21 protein-coding genes and 1 tRNA gene are annotated in these 18,469 nt (G+C 47.5%); 14 read left to right on the top strand and 8 right to left on the bottom strand.

Translation table 11 applies throughout. From position 1 onward, the window contains the following. Nucleotides 1-93: 93 nt before the first annotated feature. From TTER_RS14750 to TTER_RS07455, 4 genes are read right to left on the bottom strand one after another with little or no spacing between them, the layout of a single operon-like run. Entirely contained in the window at nt 94-903 is an 810-nt protein-coding gene (locus TTER_RS14750; RefSeq protein ID WP_012875408.1) for a DUF2085 domain-containing protein, read from the bottom strand. A gap of 25 nt (nt 904-928) precedes the next feature. Continuing rightward, nucleotides 929-1,537, bottom strand: a complete 609-nt coding sequence (mobA, locus tag TTER_RS07465) for a molybdenum cofactor guanylyltransferase (RefSeq protein WP_012875407.1) — start codon at nt 1,535-1,537, stop codon at nt 929-931. Between the two features lie 6 nt (nt 1,538-1,543). Next, entirely contained in the window at nt 1,544-2,581 is a 1,038-nt protein-coding gene (locus TTER_RS07460) for a polyprenyl synthetase family protein (protein ID WP_012875406.1), read from the bottom strand. Nucleotides 2,582-2,617: 36 nt separating this feature from the next. After that, nucleotides 2,618-3,550 carry a DMT family transporter gene (locus TTER_RS07455; RefSeq protein ID WP_012875405.1) on the bottom strand — a complete coding sequence of 311 codons (933 nt, stop codon included), beginning with the start codon at nt 3,548-3,550 and terminating at the stop codon, nt 2,618-2,620. A 102-nt stretch (nt 3,551-3,652) separates the two neighbouring features. Here TTER_RS07455 and TTER_RS07450 point away from each other — a divergent pair, with 102 nt between their 5' ends. The 4 genes from TTER_RS07450 (at nt 3,653) to TTER_RS07435 (ending at nt 6,369) form a co-directional block, all read left to right on the top strand. After that, nucleotides 3,653-4,543 (top strand): KaiC domain-containing protein, encoded by an 891-nt coding sequence (locus TTER_RS07450; RefSeq protein WP_012875404.1) that lies wholly within the window; start codon nt 3,653-3,655, stop codon nt 4,541-4,543. 25 nt (nt 4,544-4,568) lie between these two features. After that, nucleotides 4,569-4,946 carry a hypothetical protein gene (locus TTER_RS07445; RefSeq protein ID WP_012875403.1) on the top strand — a complete coding sequence of 126 codons (378 nt, stop codon included), beginning with the start codon at nt 4,569-4,571 and terminating at the stop codon, nt 4,944-4,946. Between the two features lie 101 nt (nt 4,947-5,047). Beyond that, nucleotides 5,048-5,767, top strand: a complete 720-nt coding sequence (locus TTER_RS07440; RefSeq protein ID WP_012875402.1) for a glycosyltransferase — start codon at nt 5,048-5,050, stop codon at nt 5,765-5,767. Nucleotides 5,768-5,847: 80 nt separating this feature from the next. Continuing rightward, nucleotides 5,848-6,369 (top strand): YkoP family protein, encoded by a 522-nt coding sequence (locus TTER_RS07435; RefSeq protein ID WP_012875401.1) that lies wholly within the window; start codon nt 5,848-5,850, stop codon nt 6,367-6,369. A gap of 31 nt (nt 6,370-6,400) precedes the next feature. Here TTER_RS07435 and TTER_RS07430 read toward each other — a convergent pair whose 3' ends face one another. After that, nucleotides 6,401-7,267, bottom strand: a complete 867-nt coding sequence (locus tag TTER_RS07430; RefSeq protein ID WP_012875400.1) for an ABC transporter substrate-binding protein — start codon at nt 7,265-7,267, stop codon at nt 6,401-6,403. Between the two features lie 603 nt (nt 7,268-7,870). Beyond that, entirely contained in the window at nt 7,871-8,149 is a 279-nt protein-coding gene (locus tag TTER_RS07425; RefSeq protein WP_012875399.1) for an Lrp/AsnC family transcriptional regulator, read from the bottom strand. A gap of 148 nt (nt 8,150-8,297) precedes the next feature. Between TTER_RS07425 and rpiA the strand changes: the two genes are divergently transcribed. Continuing rightward, the gene (gene rpiA / locus TTER_RS07420; protein WP_012875398.1) at nt 8,298-8,987 is read left to right on the top strand and encodes a ribose-5-phosphate isomerase RpiA; all 690 of its coding nucleotides are present in this window, start codon (nt 8,298-8,300) and stop codon (nt 8,985-8,987) included. 95 nt (nt 8,988-9,082) lie between these two features. Then, entirely contained in the window at nt 9,083-9,661 is a 579-nt protein-coding gene (locus TTER_RS07415; RefSeq protein ID WP_012875397.1) for a phosphatase PAP2 family protein, read from the top strand. Here the strand turns inward: TTER_RS07415 and rnhA are convergent. Further along, entirely contained in the window at nt 9,658-10,137 is a 480-nt protein-coding gene (gene rnhA / locus TTER_RS07410) for a ribonuclease HI (RefSeq protein ID WP_012875396.1), read from the bottom strand. The two genes, TTER_RS07415 and rnhA, sit on opposite strands and share 4 nt — an antisense overlap. 121 nt (nt 10,138-10,258) lie before the next feature. Between rnhA and TTER_RS07405 the strand changes: the two genes are divergently transcribed. Next, nucleotides 10,259-11,047, top strand: coding sequence for an SDR family oxidoreductase (locus tag TTER_RS07405; protein WP_012875395.1), 789 nt, complete (start codon nt 10,259-10,261; stop codon nt 11,045-11,047). On the opposite strand, the gene TTER_RS07400 is transcribed toward TTER_RS07405, so the two are convergent. After that, entirely contained in the window at nt 11,044-11,898 is an 855-nt protein-coding gene (locus tag TTER_RS07400) for an SDR family oxidoreductase (RefSeq protein WP_012875394.1), read from the bottom strand. The genes TTER_RS07405 and TTER_RS07400 overlap by 4 nt on opposite strands. 127 nt (nt 11,899-12,025) lie before the next feature. Between TTER_RS07400 and TTER_RS07395 the strand changes: the two genes are divergently transcribed. The 7 genes from TTER_RS07395 to TTER_RS07365 all read left to right on the top strand — a co-directional run bounded on the left by TTER_RS07395 (nt 12,026) and on the right by TTER_RS07365 (nt 18,344). After that, nucleotides 12,026-13,234: a molybdopterin molybdotransferase MoeA gene (locus TTER_RS07395; RefSeq protein ID WP_012875393.1), complete on the top strand. Its 1,209-nt coding sequence runs from the start codon at nt 12,026-12,028 to the stop codon at nt 13,232-13,234. Between the two features lie 43 nt (nt 13,235-13,277). Further along, nucleotides 13,278-14,678, top strand: coding sequence for a dihydrolipoyl dehydrogenase (gene lpdA / locus TTER_RS07390; protein WP_012875392.1), 1,401 nt, complete (start codon nt 13,278-13,280; stop codon nt 14,676-14,678). A 24-nt stretch (nt 14,679-14,702) separates the two neighbouring features. Next, on the top strand, nt 14,703-15,122 hold the full coding sequence (locus tag TTER_RS07385; RefSeq protein WP_012875391.1) for a nitroreductase family deazaflavin-dependent oxidoreductase: 420 nt from the start codon (nt 14,703-14,705) through the stop codon (nt 15,120-15,122). A gap of 82 nt (nt 15,123-15,204) precedes the next feature. Further along, a complete protein-coding gene (locus TTER_RS07380) occupies nt 15,205-16,449 on the top strand; it encodes a cysteine desulfurase-like protein (RefSeq protein ID WP_012875390.1) in 1,245 nt (414 codons plus the stop codon). 2 nt (nt 16,450-16,451) lie between these two features. Then, a complete protein-coding gene (locus TTER_RS07375; protein WP_049822985.1) occupies nt 16,452-17,321 on the top strand; it encodes a Cof-type HAD-IIB family hydrolase in 870 nt (289 codons plus the stop codon). Next, entirely contained in the window at nt 17,299-18,072 is a 774-nt protein-coding gene (locus tag TTER_RS07370; RefSeq protein ID WP_012875388.1) for an SDR family NAD(P)-dependent oxidoreductase, read from the top strand. The genes TTER_RS07375 and TTER_RS07370 overlap by 23 nt, the downstream gene beginning before the upstream one ends. A gap of 199 nt (nt 18,073-18,271) precedes the next feature. Next, nucleotides 18,272-18,344, top strand: a tRNA-Ile gene (locus tag TTER_RS07365). Nucleotides 18,345-18,469 lie beyond the last annotated feature (125 nt).

Here is an 18,469-nt window from a genome sequence, read left to right as displayed (position 1 = left end):
CACGCACTGTGGCAGGACTCACGACAGCTGTTGTTAGGGCGACTAGTAAGAGTATTGATATTTGAACCAGCTTATGTTGCACAATCTGAGTCATTATCCAAGCCCAAGCAGAAACCTGGGGACAAGTATTGCTGTTATAGACAGCTCTCCAAGGGAGAGCAAGACCGAAATCGAGATCTCAGGAAGTATATCTAATAGGTTTCGCGCTTTATTAAGTCTGTTAAAGATAGCTACTATGAATATCAGATTGATAGTGGTGAATAAAACAATAGTCGCCATAGTTGTTACTAGGGCGAGCGGCAAAGCAAAGAAGTCCAACTTCAGTGCTACTATTAGAAATAGTGGGACTTGCATGCATAATAGACCAGCTAGGCTACGGGTGTTATCCACGAAAGGTTTGTTGCTAGATTCCTTCCAAAGCATCCCATTCAAGACTGGTACTAAGAAGCATCCAGCAGCCGTTCCCATTAGCAGTCCTGTACCAAGCCTAGTGAGCGTTGTGGTCTTATAGGGTGTGGATATGCCTAGATCATGAGCTAAGGAGTTGAAGCCATCTACGGCCATTAGCACTACGAAAGACGCCAGGATTATAGAGATCCTCAAGCTGGGAAAACCGAACAACCTGGTTCTCGAGGAGAGTAAAGACCAGAAGTATACGGTCAAAGTGCCTACATAAATGCCTGTATTACGTGCACATACTACGCTCGGAAATCCTCCAAGCATTATTGAGTGGGAGTTATCTGGATGGTAATCTAGTCCCGAATGTAACCACCTGAGCACGTGAAATATCTTGGCTTGGTCCAGGAAGCTGGATCCCAGCAGGACTACAAGTAATAGTGCTGAAGCTATAGTACCCGCTAACAAGTAGCGGTTGGTCTTGACCAGTGTAATTGAGCTGAACATCTTTCTGGGAGAGTATATCAGGTATTTAGATCTTCCTGTTCATGTAGCTCTTGGCAAATTCTAGTTCTTCAGGAGTGTTCATGTTGAAGAATGACATGAAGTCTGAATCAAATCTTGCTATAGTTTCCTTAGGTATATACTTGACCTTCGCGCGGTCAAACCAACCTATTATCCTGTAGCTTCCAGATTCTATGCTCTGGGCTATCCAGGGTATGCATCTCTTCGAGTAAATCGCGTGCATGGGTTCTGGTTCATCTAGAACGGGTATAAGGACATCGTAGTCCCTGGGCAGGGATATCATGTATTTTAAGAGCTCCGTGTTTAAAAAGGGCATATCACATGCGACTACAAGAGCATAATCGGTGCGTGCCGATTTGAGTCCTGAGTATATACCACCTAGTGAACCTGTATTGGGAAATTCATCAGGAACCTGTGGCAGATTCAGGAATCTATAAGGTTCTAATTGTGAACCTACAAGAATTACTTCAGGGCATACATCTTTGAGTTTATCCGCTACAGTCTGTATAACCGTGGGTCCACTGGGAGTGAGTTCTATTAGGGCCTTATTAAAGCCCATTCTTCTGGATTTACCCCCTACAAGTATAAGGCCAGTGATATCTTTTGGGTTGCTCATAGCTGCTTACATTGATAGTGATTCTACAAAGACTTGAAGCCTCTGCATGGCCACACCGGATGCCCCTGCTTGCTGTAATGCTGCCACAGCCCGGCTTAGGTACTCATGGACTTTTTCTATACCTTCCTGCATGATACCCCTATTTTTGAGCGTTTCCTTTACCCAAAGAGCTTCTTCGTCTGTAATAGACTCGTTCTTGTAGATTTGCCTTAGTCGTTCAGCTTCGTTGCCTTCTAAGACCTCCATCGCTTTGACTATAGGGTAGCTCTTTTTTTTCCGAAATATATCTTCCAGCTCTCTCTTACCCGTGGATTCCGAGGATTCCCATATCCCGGCTATGTCGTCTCTAATTTGATAAGCAAGCCCTAGATTCTCACCGAAGTGCCTATATTGCTCTAGAACGCACTCATCCTTACCTGCTACTAATGCTCCAAGGTAGCATGATAATCCCATGAGAGCACCAGTCTTCCTGCTGATCATAGCAAGGTATTCCTGCAGTGATACCTCTTCCCGCGCCTCGAACATGAGGTCCATATGCTGGCCTTCACACACGCTGAGTGCTGCTTGGTCAAATTTGTCGATAGCAGCAAGGACAGTTTGCGCAGGTACTCCTAGCTCTAACATGGACTGAAGCACCATATGAGATATCACGAACATGCCGTCTCCAGCGTTGAGCGCAAGTGGTACCCCGATCAGCTTCCATAAGGATGGTCTATGGCGTCTACTAGGGCTATGATCTTCGATATCATCATGCACAAGCGTGAAGTTGTGGAGTATCTCGATTGCAGCCGCAGCTGGAATAGCCTTTCTTACTTCTCCACCAGCAGCCATACACGACAGTATACAAAGGCGTGGACGTAACATTTTTCCGCTTTGGCTATCGCCGGGTACCATCTGCTCGTCCACGAGCCCCACTGGGTATTGGATGGCGTTATAAAATTCTCTGGGTTCTCGACCGTTATCAGTTAGAAACTGCCTGATGTAGTTCCTTACATCCTGAAGGTATTTGTCTAGCTGTTCTATATCTTTATCTATCTCATTCATATTGTTTGATGATATCAAAAAACGGTTGCTGGAATTCTATAGAGCGGCTTCGGTAGTTGGCGATATGTCCTCTGATTTACTGCTTCCTGTTTGGAGCATAATAACCGCTAATAGTATTAGTGCTCCTCCTATTGATTGTATCAGGTTGAGTTTTTCCTCCATGAATGTAACGCTGATCAGTATAGCTATAAGTGGTTCAGCAGTGGCAACTATGCTTGCTAATGATCCCGGTATGTAATTTAGTGATGCTATATAGAGCACCATGGCAACTACAGTGGGGCCTACTCCCAAGTATAAGATTAATCCCCATGCTTCCAAGGAAGGGGTAGGTACTCCTGTAGTAATGTAGGAGTAAGCACCTAGTATTAGGGATCCTATACCTATAGGCCATACCACAGAGCTTAGTGGATCGTATTTTCGTAGGGTTATGCGTCCAAATAGGGTGTATCCAGCATAGGTTATTCCTGATAGGATACCTGCGATTATGCCTAAAAGATTAATCCTTAGCTGCGATGTGTCGTAAACCTCAGAGAGCAACGCACATCCCAAAAGAGCAGATATTAATGCCATCATTTGAAGTCTGCTTGGCCTTTCTCTGAATAAAATCCAGCTCAGGATCGTCACCCATGCTGGGGATGTATATAGCAATGTTACAGCTAAGGCTACGCCCAACAGGCTAACTGCCTCCACGTAGGCCAGGTAAAAACCCGCAATGCTTATGGAGCCAAACGCGAGGAATAAAGGCAGATCGCTAATGTCTATAGTAAGTGCCCTCGGTCTAAAAATTGCTAGCACAATCAGCAAGAAGAAGAACCCAGTCAGACAGCGTAGGAACGCCGCCTGAGCAGGCAGTACTTGTTGATTTCTGGTTATTAGCTTGTAGGCAGGGCCTATGGTGGCCCATATAGTCGCTGCTGAAAGAACAAGTAAATAACCAGTTGTGCTTGCTTTGACAGTTCTGTTGCGCATCACATTCGACTTATTGTACAAGGTGTCACGTCTATCATCATAGTTACCGTTTGTACCTCAAACTACGCTAATTAGCACGTAGCTCCTGTGGGAGGTAAATCTATGTCATATAGACGCTCAACTGAGTCGGCGGAACCTATACTAGATGCCTTGCAAATAGCTTCCGAGGCTATCAAACATGCAGAGCCTATACGGGGTGTGCCTAGCGGAGTCGAGGGCCTAGATGACTTATTCTATATAGCTGAATTTGAAAATGGTCGCCCGGTTAGGCGTAACCTAGGGGGGTATCCGCAGGGGGCAGTTGTAAACCTAACAGGTGTGCCGGATACCGGGAAGAGTCTAATGGGGGAGCAGTTTGCAGTCAAGCAGGCTTCATTAGGTAATCCGATCCTATTTGTGACTGTTGAAACCCCAGCACCTTTTGTAAGTCAGAGTCTCGAATTCAGGGCAAACGCCATGGGCCTTCCATGGAAGGAAATGCAGGATTCTATATACCTGCTGGATGCTGCACGCAGATCACAATTACGCGAGGATCTTCCTAGTTTGCTTACCACCATGGCTTATGCCTATAAGCAGCATCGAATCCGCCACACCGTTATCGATTCTGTGACCGGACTTTACGAGGCTCGTGAGATAATGGCTCGCGGGATCGTGAGGGAAGTCTATAACCTGATGAAGCAATGGCACCAGACCGCAATATTGATCACTCAGAAGCGCAGTGCACAGGAAGAAACCTCTGCTGAAGCTGCTGGAGGTTATGCAGTAGGACATATTGTGGACTGTACTATTGTGCTCTCCAAGCATCTCATTGAAAGAGCATACGAGGAGAAGATTTATAAGGCTGCTCTAGGGGAGGTAGTGCGTACTATTAGGATAGATGGTTGCAGGCTATCAGGGCACGATCAATCCACTCACATATTGGAGATAAGTGATCTAGGGCTGGTTAAGGTGGGTCCTCCTTTATCAACAATCTACTCCAGTGATACGAAGTAATTTCCGAGTGCAAGGAGGTGTCAAGATGCCAGGCGAGGTGCAACCAGTCGATGTAGATGTGGATGAGATAGTTCGTAAGGTTTATTTGAAAGCTATAGATGTGGTAGGCGGCCTCCGTAGGCTTGTTGAGTACAGGAACCTAACCTGGGTACCTTCGTTGATAGAGGCTTCTTATATAGTGGTTTTGCATGAACTTTATAACAAAACGGCAGACGAGATCGCTGAGTTTTTGGGTATAAGTAGCTCTACGGTCTACAACGTTCTTCGGGCAGATACTGAGAAAGTATTAGAAAAACTAGAAGAGGAAAGGCAGGAGAAAGACTTAAGAACACATGTGGCTGGTGGCATAGCCAAGCTTGCTTTTCATGAGTTGCTAAAATCTGGTGAGATAGAGAAGTTGTAGGATTGCCAGGATTTATAAGAGCTTAGAGCAGCCAGGGTGTAAGCCCTGGCTGGATTTTGTCTGCTGAGCTAATCTAATCTTGCCAGACTCAATTGGTGTGAATGCAATTGTATTCCACAACTAGTCAGTTTGATGTGTCGGTAGTTATCCCTGCTAGAAATGAATCTAAATATATATGCAGGGCGATTTCCTCCATTGCCAATCAGAAGTGGCCTTTGAACAGGGTAGAGGTAGTTGTTGTTGACAATGGCTCAACCGACGGTACCTCCGAAGTAGCTTCTGCATGTGCTAGCCGCTTTACAGGGCTTAATTTCTCTTTACTTGCTGAAAACCTGCGAGGTAGGGGAAGAGCAAAGAACCTTGGGGCGAAATTCGCTAAAGGCAGAATACTAATATTTATGGATGCTGACTCCTATGCTGCACCCAACCTTGTTAGCACTGTAATGCGCTATGTAGCTAAGGGCTACCCTGCAGGTAGCATTAGAGTAAAAGCCGATTCAGACCATTTTATTGACTGTTTATTCTTCGATATGATGGAATACGGCAAGAAGCATTTTGGTATACGAGCTCAGATGGGTTATTTTGACCAGGAGCTCTTCTGGAGGGTGGGAGGGTTCAACGAATCCTTAGAGATAGCTGAGGATAAGGATCTCTTCGACCGAATAATCAATCTGGGGGTGCCCACTTGCCACATAATGGAGACATGGATAGCAACCTCCCCGAGAAGGTTACATACTCTGCCTCTCCACCTAGCAGTGGTCACTACGTTTCTAAGGTGGGCGTTGGCACACATTGGTTTTGGAAGGCGCTGGGTGTATTAGGTAGTCTGTTTTGGGGTATCCTATGGCGGCTAGTTCGGCTGGGATGGGCCGGCGGGGGTAAGGCAGCCGGAGTCCTATCTGTGTGGCTCTGGTGGGAAAGATTCACTATATGGTGGTGGAAGCTTCGTCCATTATTCCCTGACTCTATACTCTCATATAAAGTCAATACCTATAAGGGAAGACCTTTATCTCTCCCTGATGGTGTCATCGTCATGCCCGGTGACGGGGTAATTGACCTTCATATGAATAATCCAATTTTAAGTCGTAAATTCCAAGAAGGAGCTTCCACATGGGAACTTATCAAAGAGGCACGTAAGGAGCTTCGAGTACTATCATCGCGCATAGCTTCGGGAGCTCTTCCGGACGTTGTAGCTGTTCGTGGTACTACATTACTTGTAGTACCATGCATCAGGCTTGGGTTTACGGCCTTCCCTTTGAGGAATAACTTATGGAATAGGTTCAGGTTCTTTTTCTTTGTAGGACTAAGGGCGATCTATCACCCGCACGGCTGGAAGGCTGCAGAGAGGCTAGTACTGCAGGGTTGGCCGCATGATGTCTGGATGAGTAAAGACCAACTAATTCATCGCTTCCCGCCTATGTGATAGTTTGACCCACAGCTCCCAGTTATTGCTTTTACTTATCAGCAGCCGATTCTATCCCACAGCTGTTATTTGCACAAGGTGTGAATAGCGCCTGCCCATATTTGTCTTTCCCAAAATTGCCAATCATCTTCTGAGTATCAGGACTCAGCAAGAAGTCGACAAATGCTTTTGCTCCCTCAGCATTTACCTTGGGGAATTTATCCGGGTTGACCTGGATCACATGATATATGTTGAGTAGCACTGGGTCACCCTCAAACAATATGGATAGATCGAGTTGGTCTCTGAGGGCTAAGTATGTACCTCTATCGGTAAGGGTGTAACCGCCCTTCTCGGAGGCTATCTGGAGGGTCTGCCCCATGCTGTTACCTGTCTCCTGATACCAGTCTCCTTGAGGGCTGATACCTGCCTGCTTCCAGATTTCCAGCTCCTTCTTGTTGGTGCCGGAGTCATCCCCCCTTGAGAAGAAGAGGGACTTGCTGGTGGCTATTCTCCTGAAAGCTTCCATGACATCTTTCGCTGACTTAATATTTGCAGGGTCGCTTTGAGGCCCTACGATTATAAAGTCGTTATACATCACAAGGTGCCTGTTTGTGCCTGCACCTGTCTTCATGAATTCCAGCTCAGAGGAGGGAGCATGCACCAGCAGGACATCGGCGTTACCTTGCTCTCCCATCTCAAGCGCTTCTCCAGTTCCTACTGCTACTGTTTTTACACGGTAGCCTGTTTGCTTTTCGAATTGAGGTATAAGTACATCAAGTAAGCCCGAGTCCTGAGTGCTGGTAGTGGTTGCGAGAATTAAGTCTCTCTTAGCAGATCCAGGGGGTGAACATCTATAGGCTGACAATAACCACAATACTGCCAAAGCAGCCATACCCAACCTGTATATGTTTCTGGACATATCTTCATCCTCAATGGGGTATAGGTCTTGAGCAAATCGCTAGCAAGTATAACATGATATTTATATTTTGTAATCCTAATTAATAAGCTTACTATCTATAACATGCAAACAATATATAAAATGCTTCTGTCTACTTAGTTGACGTTTTATCGACTTGCTTTGTATATTATTAGCTGCAGGATTCGGTCCACCGCTGGCGCTAGTGCCAGAGGAACTTCCCCACTCCCAGCCCCGGGTCCGGACCTGCGAGGGCAAGGACGCCTGGCGAAACAGCAAGCCAGGGCGGGTCATGGCGAGAGCCGTGACGACCACAACCCCAACAGAAAACTAACCCGCCGATGGGCCCGTCAGGGTCACAGGTAAGGGGTGAAACAGCGGCGGTAAGATCGCCGCAGCGTCGGCAGTAATGTCGGCGGCTAGGGGAGTGTGCGTCCGGGAGCAAGGCAGTAATTGCCGCAGTGGCGAGCCGCCTAGAGCGAGCAGCCACCACGTCGTAAGACGTGAGACAGATGGTGGACTAGAACAGAATGGGGGGTACGGAATCCTGCGAATGCCATGATGGACCACCTAACTGGTGGTCCATCATGTCTTTTAATCAGGCTACTAATCCACTCCTATGTTCCAGGCCTCCTCTAACTCTTGCTTTGAATAGACTTTGAACGCAAGCATAGTCTTTGTTCTCACTACTTCTGGCAGTGAAGCTATATGGTTCGTTACTACCTCGGAGAGCTGATCGTACTCCCTGAGCTTTAGAAGAGCTACAAGATCGTGATCACCTGTAACACTCCAGACCTCCGCTACTCCGTCTATATCTACCAGCTTCTGAGCCGCCTCGTTGATTCGTCCCCTTTCTACATCTATTTCTACAAGCGCTGTAATCACCTGGTCCTCCTGGAATTGTATGTCTTGCTGAGTATAGTACCGTCTATCTTAACTCATCATAACTCTAGTGAGTAACAAGGATATACCCCTGATAGACGGCTAGTGATCTATACTAGTGAATGATCGGCTCTTAGGAGGTTTCTGTAAATTGAATCAGCTAGATCTCAAAAGGATGGTAGCTTATAGAGCAGCTCAACTCGTGCCTGATGGTGCATTAATAGGTTTGGGATCTGGATCCACTGCTGAGTTATTTGTGCAATTCCTGGGAGAGAGGGTAAGAAACGAAGGACTAAGGGTTGTGGGGGTTCCCACTAGCGAGAGGACTGTAGCAGCCGCTAAAGCAGCAGGAGTCGAACTTACTACATTGGAAGAGCATCCTGAGTTAGATATGGCTTTTGATGGCGCAGATGAGGTCGACCCCGATCTCAACCTCGTGAAAGGACTAGGAGGAGCTTTAGCCAGAGAAAAGATAGTGGCTAAGGCTAGCAGAGTTTTCGTGGTACTAGTGGATGAGTCGAAGTTAGTGGATATCTTAGGCTCAAAATCCCCTGTGCCAGTAGAAGTGCTTCAATTTGGTTGGACTAGGACTTCACGAGAGCTCGAGTCTATGGGACTACAGCCGGTTCTGCGCACGAGAGATGGGTTGCCATATGTAACTGACAATGGTAATTATGTTCTTGACCTACACGTTGGCCCTATATCCAATCCCAGCGACCTCGATCTCAAGTTACACCTTGTAACAGGAGTTGTGGAGACGGGACTATTTATAGATATAGCTTCCCTAGTAATGGTAGGCACACAAGATGGTGTGATAGAGATGAGGAGACCTCAAGATTAGTTAGCTGTTTATGGAACTTGTTTCAGAGGATATAGGTCTCATTTACGTATTCTCCATCGTGATTCGAAAATAAATTCTCGGTTTGAGGTCGATAAGTGGACTACGCTTTTGAAAGATGGATCAACTCATCCGCAGGACATCATCCATTAATCGATGGTGTGATGGTGCATATAGTTGCGTGGGGTGAGTACGCATTTATAGTCGTGGTGGCCCTGTGGCTTTTGCAAGGTGTAATTACGGCTGATAGTTTAGAACTTCTTGGCGCTGTAACTGCTTTGTTAGCAGCCGTAGTGGCATTATCTGCCAATCAGGCTATAGCCCATATCTGGTATAGGCCCAGACCCTACGTCGCGCATCCTAATACAGTTCACTTGCTGCTCCATCACAGTCCAGATGCTTCTTTTCCGAGCGATCATGCTGCAGCATCCATGGCAATATCCTTTGTATTGATGAATTTCCACAGGTACTTGGGCATATTGTTGCTGCTGTTTGCGTTGCTTATGTGCTATTCCCGGGTCTACGTGGGAGATCACTATCCGGGTGATATCTTTGCTGGGCTAATTGTAGGCCTAGTTTCCGCTCTTCTGCTACTGTTTTGCTTCCAACGAGTTGCAAGGTATATAAGTGGTAGATTGGAAACTATGCTTATGAAGGCTCGTGCTGCGCTATTTTAGGAGATAAGACGCATCTGTATTGGAGGCGGTGGTGTCTGTCCTTTCTGTTTATAGATCTTCTTTATTTCCTCATAGGCAAGTTTGTCACACCTTTCGTTATCGGTGTTCCCTGCATGCCCTTTTACCCAATAACACTTAACTAGATGTCTAGACATAAGCTCATCTATTCTCTGCCAGAGGTCGGCGTTCTTGACGGAACCTTTTTGTAACCTACCCTTAGCCTTCCACATAGGTAGCCATTCCATCATGCCTTTGCAAAGATACTCGGAATCTGTGTAAAGCTCTACCTCATGGGGTTCATGAAGTGCCTCAAGGGCTTTTATTACTGCTGTCATCTCCATCCTGTTATTGGTGGTGTTTTCCTCACCCCCTGAGATCTCTTGGACCTCTGAGTTGTAGCGTATCACTGCTGCCCAGCCGCCTGGACCAGGATTGGGCTCACACCCACCGTCAGTATGTATGATTACTTTTTTCAACTTACCCCTTCCTAAATGACTCTCTATATTCAGGCGCCTTATATCCTACCATCTGGAGCGGATCTTTTGCCTACTGGCATATCTCCTGCTTACATCCTTGTAACAACAATTTAGGAGGTTGATGGTGGATCTTAGACTGGATGGGAAAGTTTCACTTGTTACAGGCGGAGGGTCTGGTATTGGTGAAGCAGCCGCTGTTCTTATGGCCGATAACGGAGCTAAGGTGGGCGTGCTTGACTTCAGGCAGGATGCTGCAGAAAAGGTATCTAAGCAAATTGTAAACAGAGGGGGAAGTGCTATACCTCTTGTGGCCGATGTATCTAATCCAGAGCAAATGAACAGTGCTATAGGGCAGCTGGTAAACGAGTGGGGGAGACTAGATATAGTGTTTGCTAATGCTGGGATAAATGGTGTGTGGGCTCCTCTAGAGGAATTAGATCCACAAGAATGGGATAGGACTCTGGCTATAAACCTTAAAGGCACTTTTCTTACAGTAAAGTATGCCATTCCGTATCTTAAAGAAAGAGGCGGATCAATAATCATAACTTCTTCTATAAATGGCACAAGAGTCTTCAGCAATACTGGGGCTACCGCTTATTCATGCTCGAAGGGTGCTCAGGTGGTGTTTACTCAGATGGCAGCGCTTGAGCTTGCCCAATATAAGATAAGAGTGAATGCCATATGTCCTGGTGCTATAGAGACCAATATAGATGAGCGCACCGAGAAACGTGATACAGAAGAGGTTGAGGTACCTGTTGAGTTCCCAGAAGGCTCCTTCCCTTTGGAAGGTGGCCCTGGGAGTCCTCAACAGGTGGCTAATCTCGTACTATTTTTGGCATCAGATGCTTCTAGCCATATAACAGGTACTCCTATCTGGATAGAAGGTGCAGAGTCCTTGCTTAGAGGTTAGACCCCACTGAAAGCTGAGAATCCGCCATCTACAGGTACGACTACGCCTGTTACAAAGCTAGAGGCTGGAGAACATAACCAGAGTAATGTCGTTATAAGTTCCTCTGGCCTGCCAAACCTACCTAGAGGAGTCCGGTTTATAATCAGCTTCCCTCGGGGAGTAGGGTTGCCATCGGAGTTAATGAGTACGGAGCGGTTTTGTTCTCCCAGGAAGAAACCTGGAGCTATAGCATTGACTCTTACACCCTCTCCAAATTTGTGAGCTAGCTCCACTGCTAACCACTGCGTGAAATTAGTTACTGCTGCCTTGGCAGCAGAGTATCCCATAGTGCGAGTTATGGCTCGTAGAGCTGCCATAGAAGAGATATTGACTATGCAACCAGATGGTTGCTGTACGTGTTCTCCCCTTACCATGGCTTCTCCGAACACCATGGTTGGTAGTATTGTGCCATAGAAGTTAAGGTCAACTACTCTTCGTGTTGCCTCGATAGGTACATCAAAGATCGAGCCTTGAGGAGGTACGAATGCATCAGGTACATTCCCTCCCGCAGCGTTTACCAGTATATCGATGCGTCCCCATTCTTGGAGTACTCGGTTGCGTATTTCTATTAGCTGATCCTGCCTGAGAACATCAGCAGGCAGCGCCATAGATGTGCCACCTTCTGCTTGTATGGAATCTGCTACTTCCTTGGCTTTGGCTTCCCTCCTGCCTATTATGCCGACTCTAGCCCCGGCTCTAGCTAACCCATGGGCCATGGCACCTCCCAAGACGCCGGTAGAACCCGTCACTAGCGCCACCTTACCTTCAAGATTGAACAACTCGTACAGATAATCCTTGCTTGCAACGGTCACAGCACCACTCCTCCAGAACCCTTACTTGAAGATGGATTATAAAGCCTTAAAGCTTATTAGTCGAGTTGCTTAGGTGTTACACTAAGGCTAAAATGCGCTTGCCGCTCACAAGAAAGGATTCGTTAGTATGCTAAGTGTAGAGGAAGCCGAGAAGAGGATCTTGGATTCCATTCATGTTCTCAACGATGTTGAGGTGTCATTGCTTGATGCCTTGGGACTCACCCTGACTGAGGACATAATTGCTAACTTCGATGTTCCTCCTCATTCTAATTCAGCCATGGATGGCTATGCTGTTAGAGCAGAGGATATTGTTGGAGCTTCAAAGGATAAGCCGGTACGTCTGCAAGTTATATCTAATGTTCCTGCTGGCTATTTGGCAGACCGAGCCGTGCAGCCAGGGACAGCTATTAGAATTATGACTGGTGCTCCTTTGCCAGAAGGAGCAGATACAGTTGTACAGGTGGAACTTACTGAGACTGAAGGGGACAAAGTATTGGTTAAGGCATCCCTGCCAAGGGGTAGGAATGTCAGGTTAGCAGGGGAGGATATAAAGTCTGGGCAGAAAGTCTTGAGTTCTGGAGAGATCATAAGTGCTGCCGATATTGGGGTATTAGCAAGCTTAGGACGAAAGACTGTCCGGTGTATTCGCCGACCTAAAGTAGCGATACTTGCTACTGGTGACGAGGTAGTTGAACCTGGAGAGGTTCTGCCTCCAGGCAAGATATATAACTCCAATAGCTATGCTGTTGCTGCTCAAGTGAAAGAGGCAGGTGGCATACCCGTGCTCCTGGGAATAGCTCGAGACACCAGAGAGAGCTTGGCGAACAAGTTACAGGAGGCGCTTGCGCTGCAGGTAGACTTGATAGTGTCTAGCGGCGGAGTATCTGTGGGTGATTTTGATTTGGTGAAGGATATGTTGACGGCTGAGGGGAGCATGGAGTTTTGGCAAGTAAACATGAAGCCTGGTAAGCCTCTGGCTTTCGGTCATGTTCGTGGAGTGCCTATGCTAGGGCTCCCTGGTAATCCTGTGTCCTCCATGATCTCTTTTGAGCTCTTTGGGAGACCATCAATCAAGAAGATGATGCAGCAGTACCCTGAAGAGCGGACAATGGTAACTGCTTTTATGGAAGAAGGTTACAAGAAGACAGATGACCGTCGTCATTTCGTGAGGGTAAAGCTTCATAGATCAAATGGCAAGTTTTTTGCGCGTTTGACAGGAGAGCAAGGATCAGGCATATTGACCTCGCTGATGCATGCGGATGGTATAGCTATCGTACCGGAAGATAAACCTGCACTGGAGCCAGGTGATGAGGTCAAAGTCATGCTGATTCGCTAACATAGCTTGGAGATTCAACAGTAAATAGGTAGGAGGGTAACAGTTGTCTGAGAATCAGGAGTTTGACATAGCCATAATAGGTGGAGGTCCAGCAGGCTATGTGGCCGGAATATATGCCCAACAGATGGGGGTAAGGGCCGTTGTAATAGAGAAGCAGTATTGGGGAGGCACTTGTCTCAATGTAGGTTGTATCCCAACAAAGGCTATGGTAAGCACCGTTGAAGTGCTTAAGTTGGCGCGCCAGGGAGCTGAGATGGGCCTCAAGGGAGATATCGAGCCCGATTTTGATGCGATAGTTGCCCGGCGTGACAAGGTGGTGAAGCAGCTTGTGTCTGGAGTGCAAGGACTCCTGAGGTCTAATGGAGCTACCCAGATATTTGGAGAAGCCACAATCAAGACTCCTAATGAGATTGAGGTACGTACCCAGGAGGGCACCCAAACAGTTAGAACACGCAACATACTTATAGCTACTGGATCTGTCCCAGCCAAACCTCCGGTAGAAGGGATGGATCTGCCAGGCGTAGTAGACAGTACAGGGTTGCTATCCCTTAAGGAACAGCCACAGGAGCTGGTCATTATAGGCGGAGGTTACATAGGGATAGAGTTTGCAAGCATCTTCGTGAACCTCGGTACCAAAGTAACTGTGATCGAGATGCTTCCACGAATCCTTGCTGGCTATGATGAGGAGCTCACCAAGCGACTGCAACAGCTTCTGCAGCGCGATGGGGTAGAGTTTCACCTAAACGCCCCCGTACAGGCAGTGGAACAGGGCGAAGGCAAGCTTTTGGTCAGATACAGCGAGAACGGACAGGAGAAGGTAGCCGAAGGGGATGTAGTACTTGTGGCTACCGGTAGGATTCCCTATACGGAAGGTCTTGGGCTGGACAACTTGGGTGTTGAGATGAATAAGAGAGCTGTTAAAGTAGATGACAGAATGCAAACCAATATCCCGAATGTATATGCTGCAGGTGACGTGGTAGCCAAGATGCCGCTGGCACATGTGGCTTGGACTGAGGCACAAGTAGCAGTCCGTAATATGCTAGGCAAGAGAACCAAGATGGAGTACTTTGCTGTACCTTCCTGTGTGTTCTCTGTCCCCGAGATGGCTAGCGTAGGGCTTACCGAGCAGGCTGCTTACGAGCAAGGATACGAGATTAAAGTAGGTAGGTTCCCCTTCTCAGCTAATGGAAGGGCTCTAGGTATGGGAGAGTCTCAAGGTCTAGTCAAGATCATATCTGAGGCGGATTCAGGTGAGATACTAGGGGCACATATTTTGGGTCCGCATGCTTCCGACCTCATTGCAGAGCTAACCCTTGCGATGGAGATGGGGGCAACTGCTGAGGATGTCGATCTCACTATTCATGCACATCCCACTCTGCCTGAGGCGATCCAGGAAGCAGCGTTGGCTACCACAGGACGCGCAATACACTACATAGTCAAATGATTTACCGATAATCGGAGGAAACACGTGCCCGGTAGAAATGGTCCCTATCTCAAGCCAGGATGGTTCGTAAAAAACCTGGTCAACCCTTTATTGATGAAGCTAGGATTAGTACCTGTGCTTGTGGTTCGTGGCAGAAAGACGGGTAAGATGCGAAGTGTGCCCGTTAATGTACTTGAGTACCAAGGTCAGAAATATCTTGTCGCACCTAGGGGCAATACCGACTGGGTGCTTAATCTGAGATCCGCGGGAGAAGGCATGATACGCTTCAAAGGAAAGACTGAACACTTTAGAGCTGTAGAGGTCCCAGACCAAGATAAGCCTCCTATTATTCAAGCTTACCTTCAAAAGTGGGGAGCTCAGGTAAAGAAGCAGTTTGAAGTTTTGCCTGAACCAGCTCATCATCCTATTTTCAGAATGGAGAGCTCTACAACGGAAATGGGCTAATAGTAGCTCTAATGAGATAGTTGCTCCTGCCGAGTCGGATATAAAATGCTTTCAGAGAATACTAGTAAGGAGCTGAATTGCTATGAAAGTTGAGCACTTTGAGGCGATCTTGAGAGCTCGGCAGGAGTTTCCATCCGTAACTGCACCAGGCGCTCCCGTGTTTTTCGATAACCCTGGGGGTACGCAGGTACCACATCAGGTCGTGGAGGCTATATCTTACTACTTGACACATAACAATGCCAACTCACATGGAGCCTTTGAGACTAGTAAAAGGACAGATACCTTAGTAGAAGATGCGCGTCAAGCTATGGCAGATTTTCTAGGAGCCGATTCTCCTGATGAGATAGTGTTCGGCCCAAACATGACTACTCTCACCTTTTCTATTAGTCGAGCTTTAGGTAGGATCCTACGACCTGGTGATGAGATCGTGGTTACAACTCTTGATCACGATGCCAATGTTGCGCCCTGGCTATTGTTAGCTGAGGATAAGGGGCTTACTATTCGGACAGTCGATATCAATCCAGAGGATTGCACGCTCAGTGTTGATTCCCTGCATGGAGCTATAAATCCTCGTACCCGTATTATAGCTGTAACCCATGCGTCCAACGCAGTTGGAACGATAGTCGACGTACAAGACATAACTAGGATAGGGCACGAAGTAGGAGCGCTTGTCTTTGTAGACGCTGTCCACTATGCCGCGCACGGACCAATCAATGTAACGGCTATCGGGTGTGATATGCTTGCTTGTTCAGCCTACAAGTTCTTTGGTCCACATGTAGGCGTGCTCTATATTCGGCGAGATCTCTCGGAAATGCTAAGACCGTATAAAGTCAGGCCAGCATATGATAGGCCACCCTATAAGTGGGAAACGGGGACTCCAAGCTACGAACTTTTGGCAGGAATTACCTCTGCTGTGGATCATATAGCCTCTCTAGGTAGCGGGAATACTAGGAGGGAAAGAATCCTATCCGCTATGCACACTATTCAAGAATATGAAGCCTATATAGGTAAGCCATTGTTGGAAGGATTGCTTTCTTTACCAGTGAAAGTCTACGGCATTAGAGATCTGAGTAGATGGCATGAGAGGGTTGCCACATTCGCCTTTAGGTGTGAAAGTATCCATCCCCGGGATATGGCTCAGATGATGGCTGAAAAGGGATTTAATGTATGGGATGGAAACTATTATGCTCTCTCGCTTATGCAGAGGCTGGGACTTGAAGGTAGTGGTGGTGCAGTGCGCGTAGGGTTAGCCCACTATAATACACGTGAAGAGGTTGATCGTTTCCTTAATACCCTAGAGGATATTGTAGTGGGTAGTGGTGTTTAGAAGTGAAGTATAGGATGATTGCCCTTGACCTTGACGGTACCTTGCTGGATTCTCATGGTCGTGTACGTCCCCGTGTAAAGGAGGCTGTTAGGAAGGCGATAGATCTTGGAGTTATAGTGACTATTGCTACTGGCAGGAGATTGCATTTTGCACAGAAGATAGCTGAGGAGATTGGTATAGATGTACCCTTGGTTTTACATGGGGGTACGTTGATTCAGGATTCAGCTACTGGCGAGGTAATTTATGAGGATGTAATGTCCCCAAGCTTGGTGCGAGAGGCTGTAGAACTTGTTGTAAATTATGGTCATCAGCCGGTGTTATTTGTGAGCCCTTCTGCAGGTGGTGGACTACTAGCGGGACCACCAGAGAAGGATAGCGTTCTAGCATCGCAGTATCTAAACAGTCAGCGTAATATAAAAAGGCTGCCTTACGAAGACCTCGCTAACGCTGAGCATGTGCTCAGCGTCTGGGTGATAGAAGATCATGACGTACTTGGACCTCTTTACGAAGCAATGGTCAAGAGGCCCTACTACAAGGTTCTGCTGTGGGAACCTGAGCCTGACAAGCCAGATACCGGCTACTTGCTAGATATACTCAACGTAGGTGCTTCTAAAGCCAAGGCGCTGAGACACTTAGCTGCTAGCTACGGTATCAGCATGGATGAGGTCATGGCTATAGGAGATCAGATAAACGACCTTGAAATGATGGAGGCAGCAGGTCTAGGTGTGGCCATGGGAAATGCCATATCACCTGTAAGAGAGCTGGCTAATGCTGTTGTAAGTTCGAACGATGAAGATGGTGTGGCAGAAGCTATTGAAAGGTTCGTCCTCTCTGAGGAGGCTGTAGGGGATGGGTCGCAGGTTCGAAGGTAGATCTGTGATAGTAACGGGTGGCACGAGCGGTATAGGTCTCCAGATAGCGACCTGTTTCCTGAAAGAAGGTGCAAGCGTTTTGATCACAGGCAGGGATAGAGAAAAGGGCAAGGATGCGGAGACTCGCCTCTCTTCTTTAGGTCCCTGCAGCTTCATATCAGCTGATGCCTCCAGTGCTGATGATGTCGCGTCCGTCATGGAGCAGGTGGTAGCTCTGTATGGTGGCCTCGACGTACTAGTAAACAACGCAGGTGTAGGGCTCGTAGCCCCTATATCTGAGACTAGCGAAGACGATTGGGACCGTATCATGGACGTAAATGTGAAGGGGTACTTCCTGCACGCACGTGCAGCCTTGCCGTTGCTTGCCGAACGGAAGGGGTGTATGGTGCATGTAGCTTCGGATGCTGGCGTAATCGGGGAGAGGATGGCTGGTGCCTACTCCGTGAGCAAGGCCGCCGTGATCATGCTCTCCAGGATGTTCGCGCTGGATGGAGGGCTGCTGGGGGTGCGGTCCAACTGCGTATGCCCTGGAGATACCATTCCCGGAATGAAGCACATGACCTTGCCGGGTGGGGAGATAAGGCCTGCTGATCACTGGCATGAATGGCCTCTACCGCCTATCGGCAGATATGGCACTGCAGAGGATGTAGCCTCCGCCGTAGCATTCCTTGCATCCGATGAAGCAGGATTCTGCAACGGTGCAGTACTCCTTGTGGATGGTGGCATGCGTGCAGGCTTCCCCGATAGATAGTGATAAGCTAAGGTCAGATTTATTTGATCCTGCTTTCAATAAAAGCAGGTGGTATCAGAATAGAATTATGCGCATTGATCTAGCTGACAAAACCTCTTTTCCTACATGAAACTGTTCTTGAAGTTCGAGCCAAACTGCATAGGGCTCATGAATATCTCCTACACAAACATCACATGCGTTGCTATAATTACTTTTGCATGGGCTCGTAGCTCAGCGGTTAGAGCAAGCGGCTCATAACCGCAAGGTCGCAGGTTCGAATCCTGCCGAGCCCACCGGCCGCGAAAGCGGCCTTTTGCTTTTTAAGCTAAACTTTGCATGCGCTAACCTCATGTGTGCCTTTTGTGGGATATACTTTCATCAGGAAGCTATCCTATAAATGGTAAAGTGGAATGTTCCC

Source organism: Thermobaculum terrenum ATCC BAA-798 (genome assembly GCF_000025005.1).
GTDB lineage: Bacteria > Chloroflexota > Chloroflexia > Thermobaculales > Thermobaculaceae > Thermobaculum > Thermobaculum terrenum.
The sequence above is the reverse complement of the archived record's forward strand: the minus strand, read 5'-3'. Positions and strand labels throughout refer to the sequence as shown.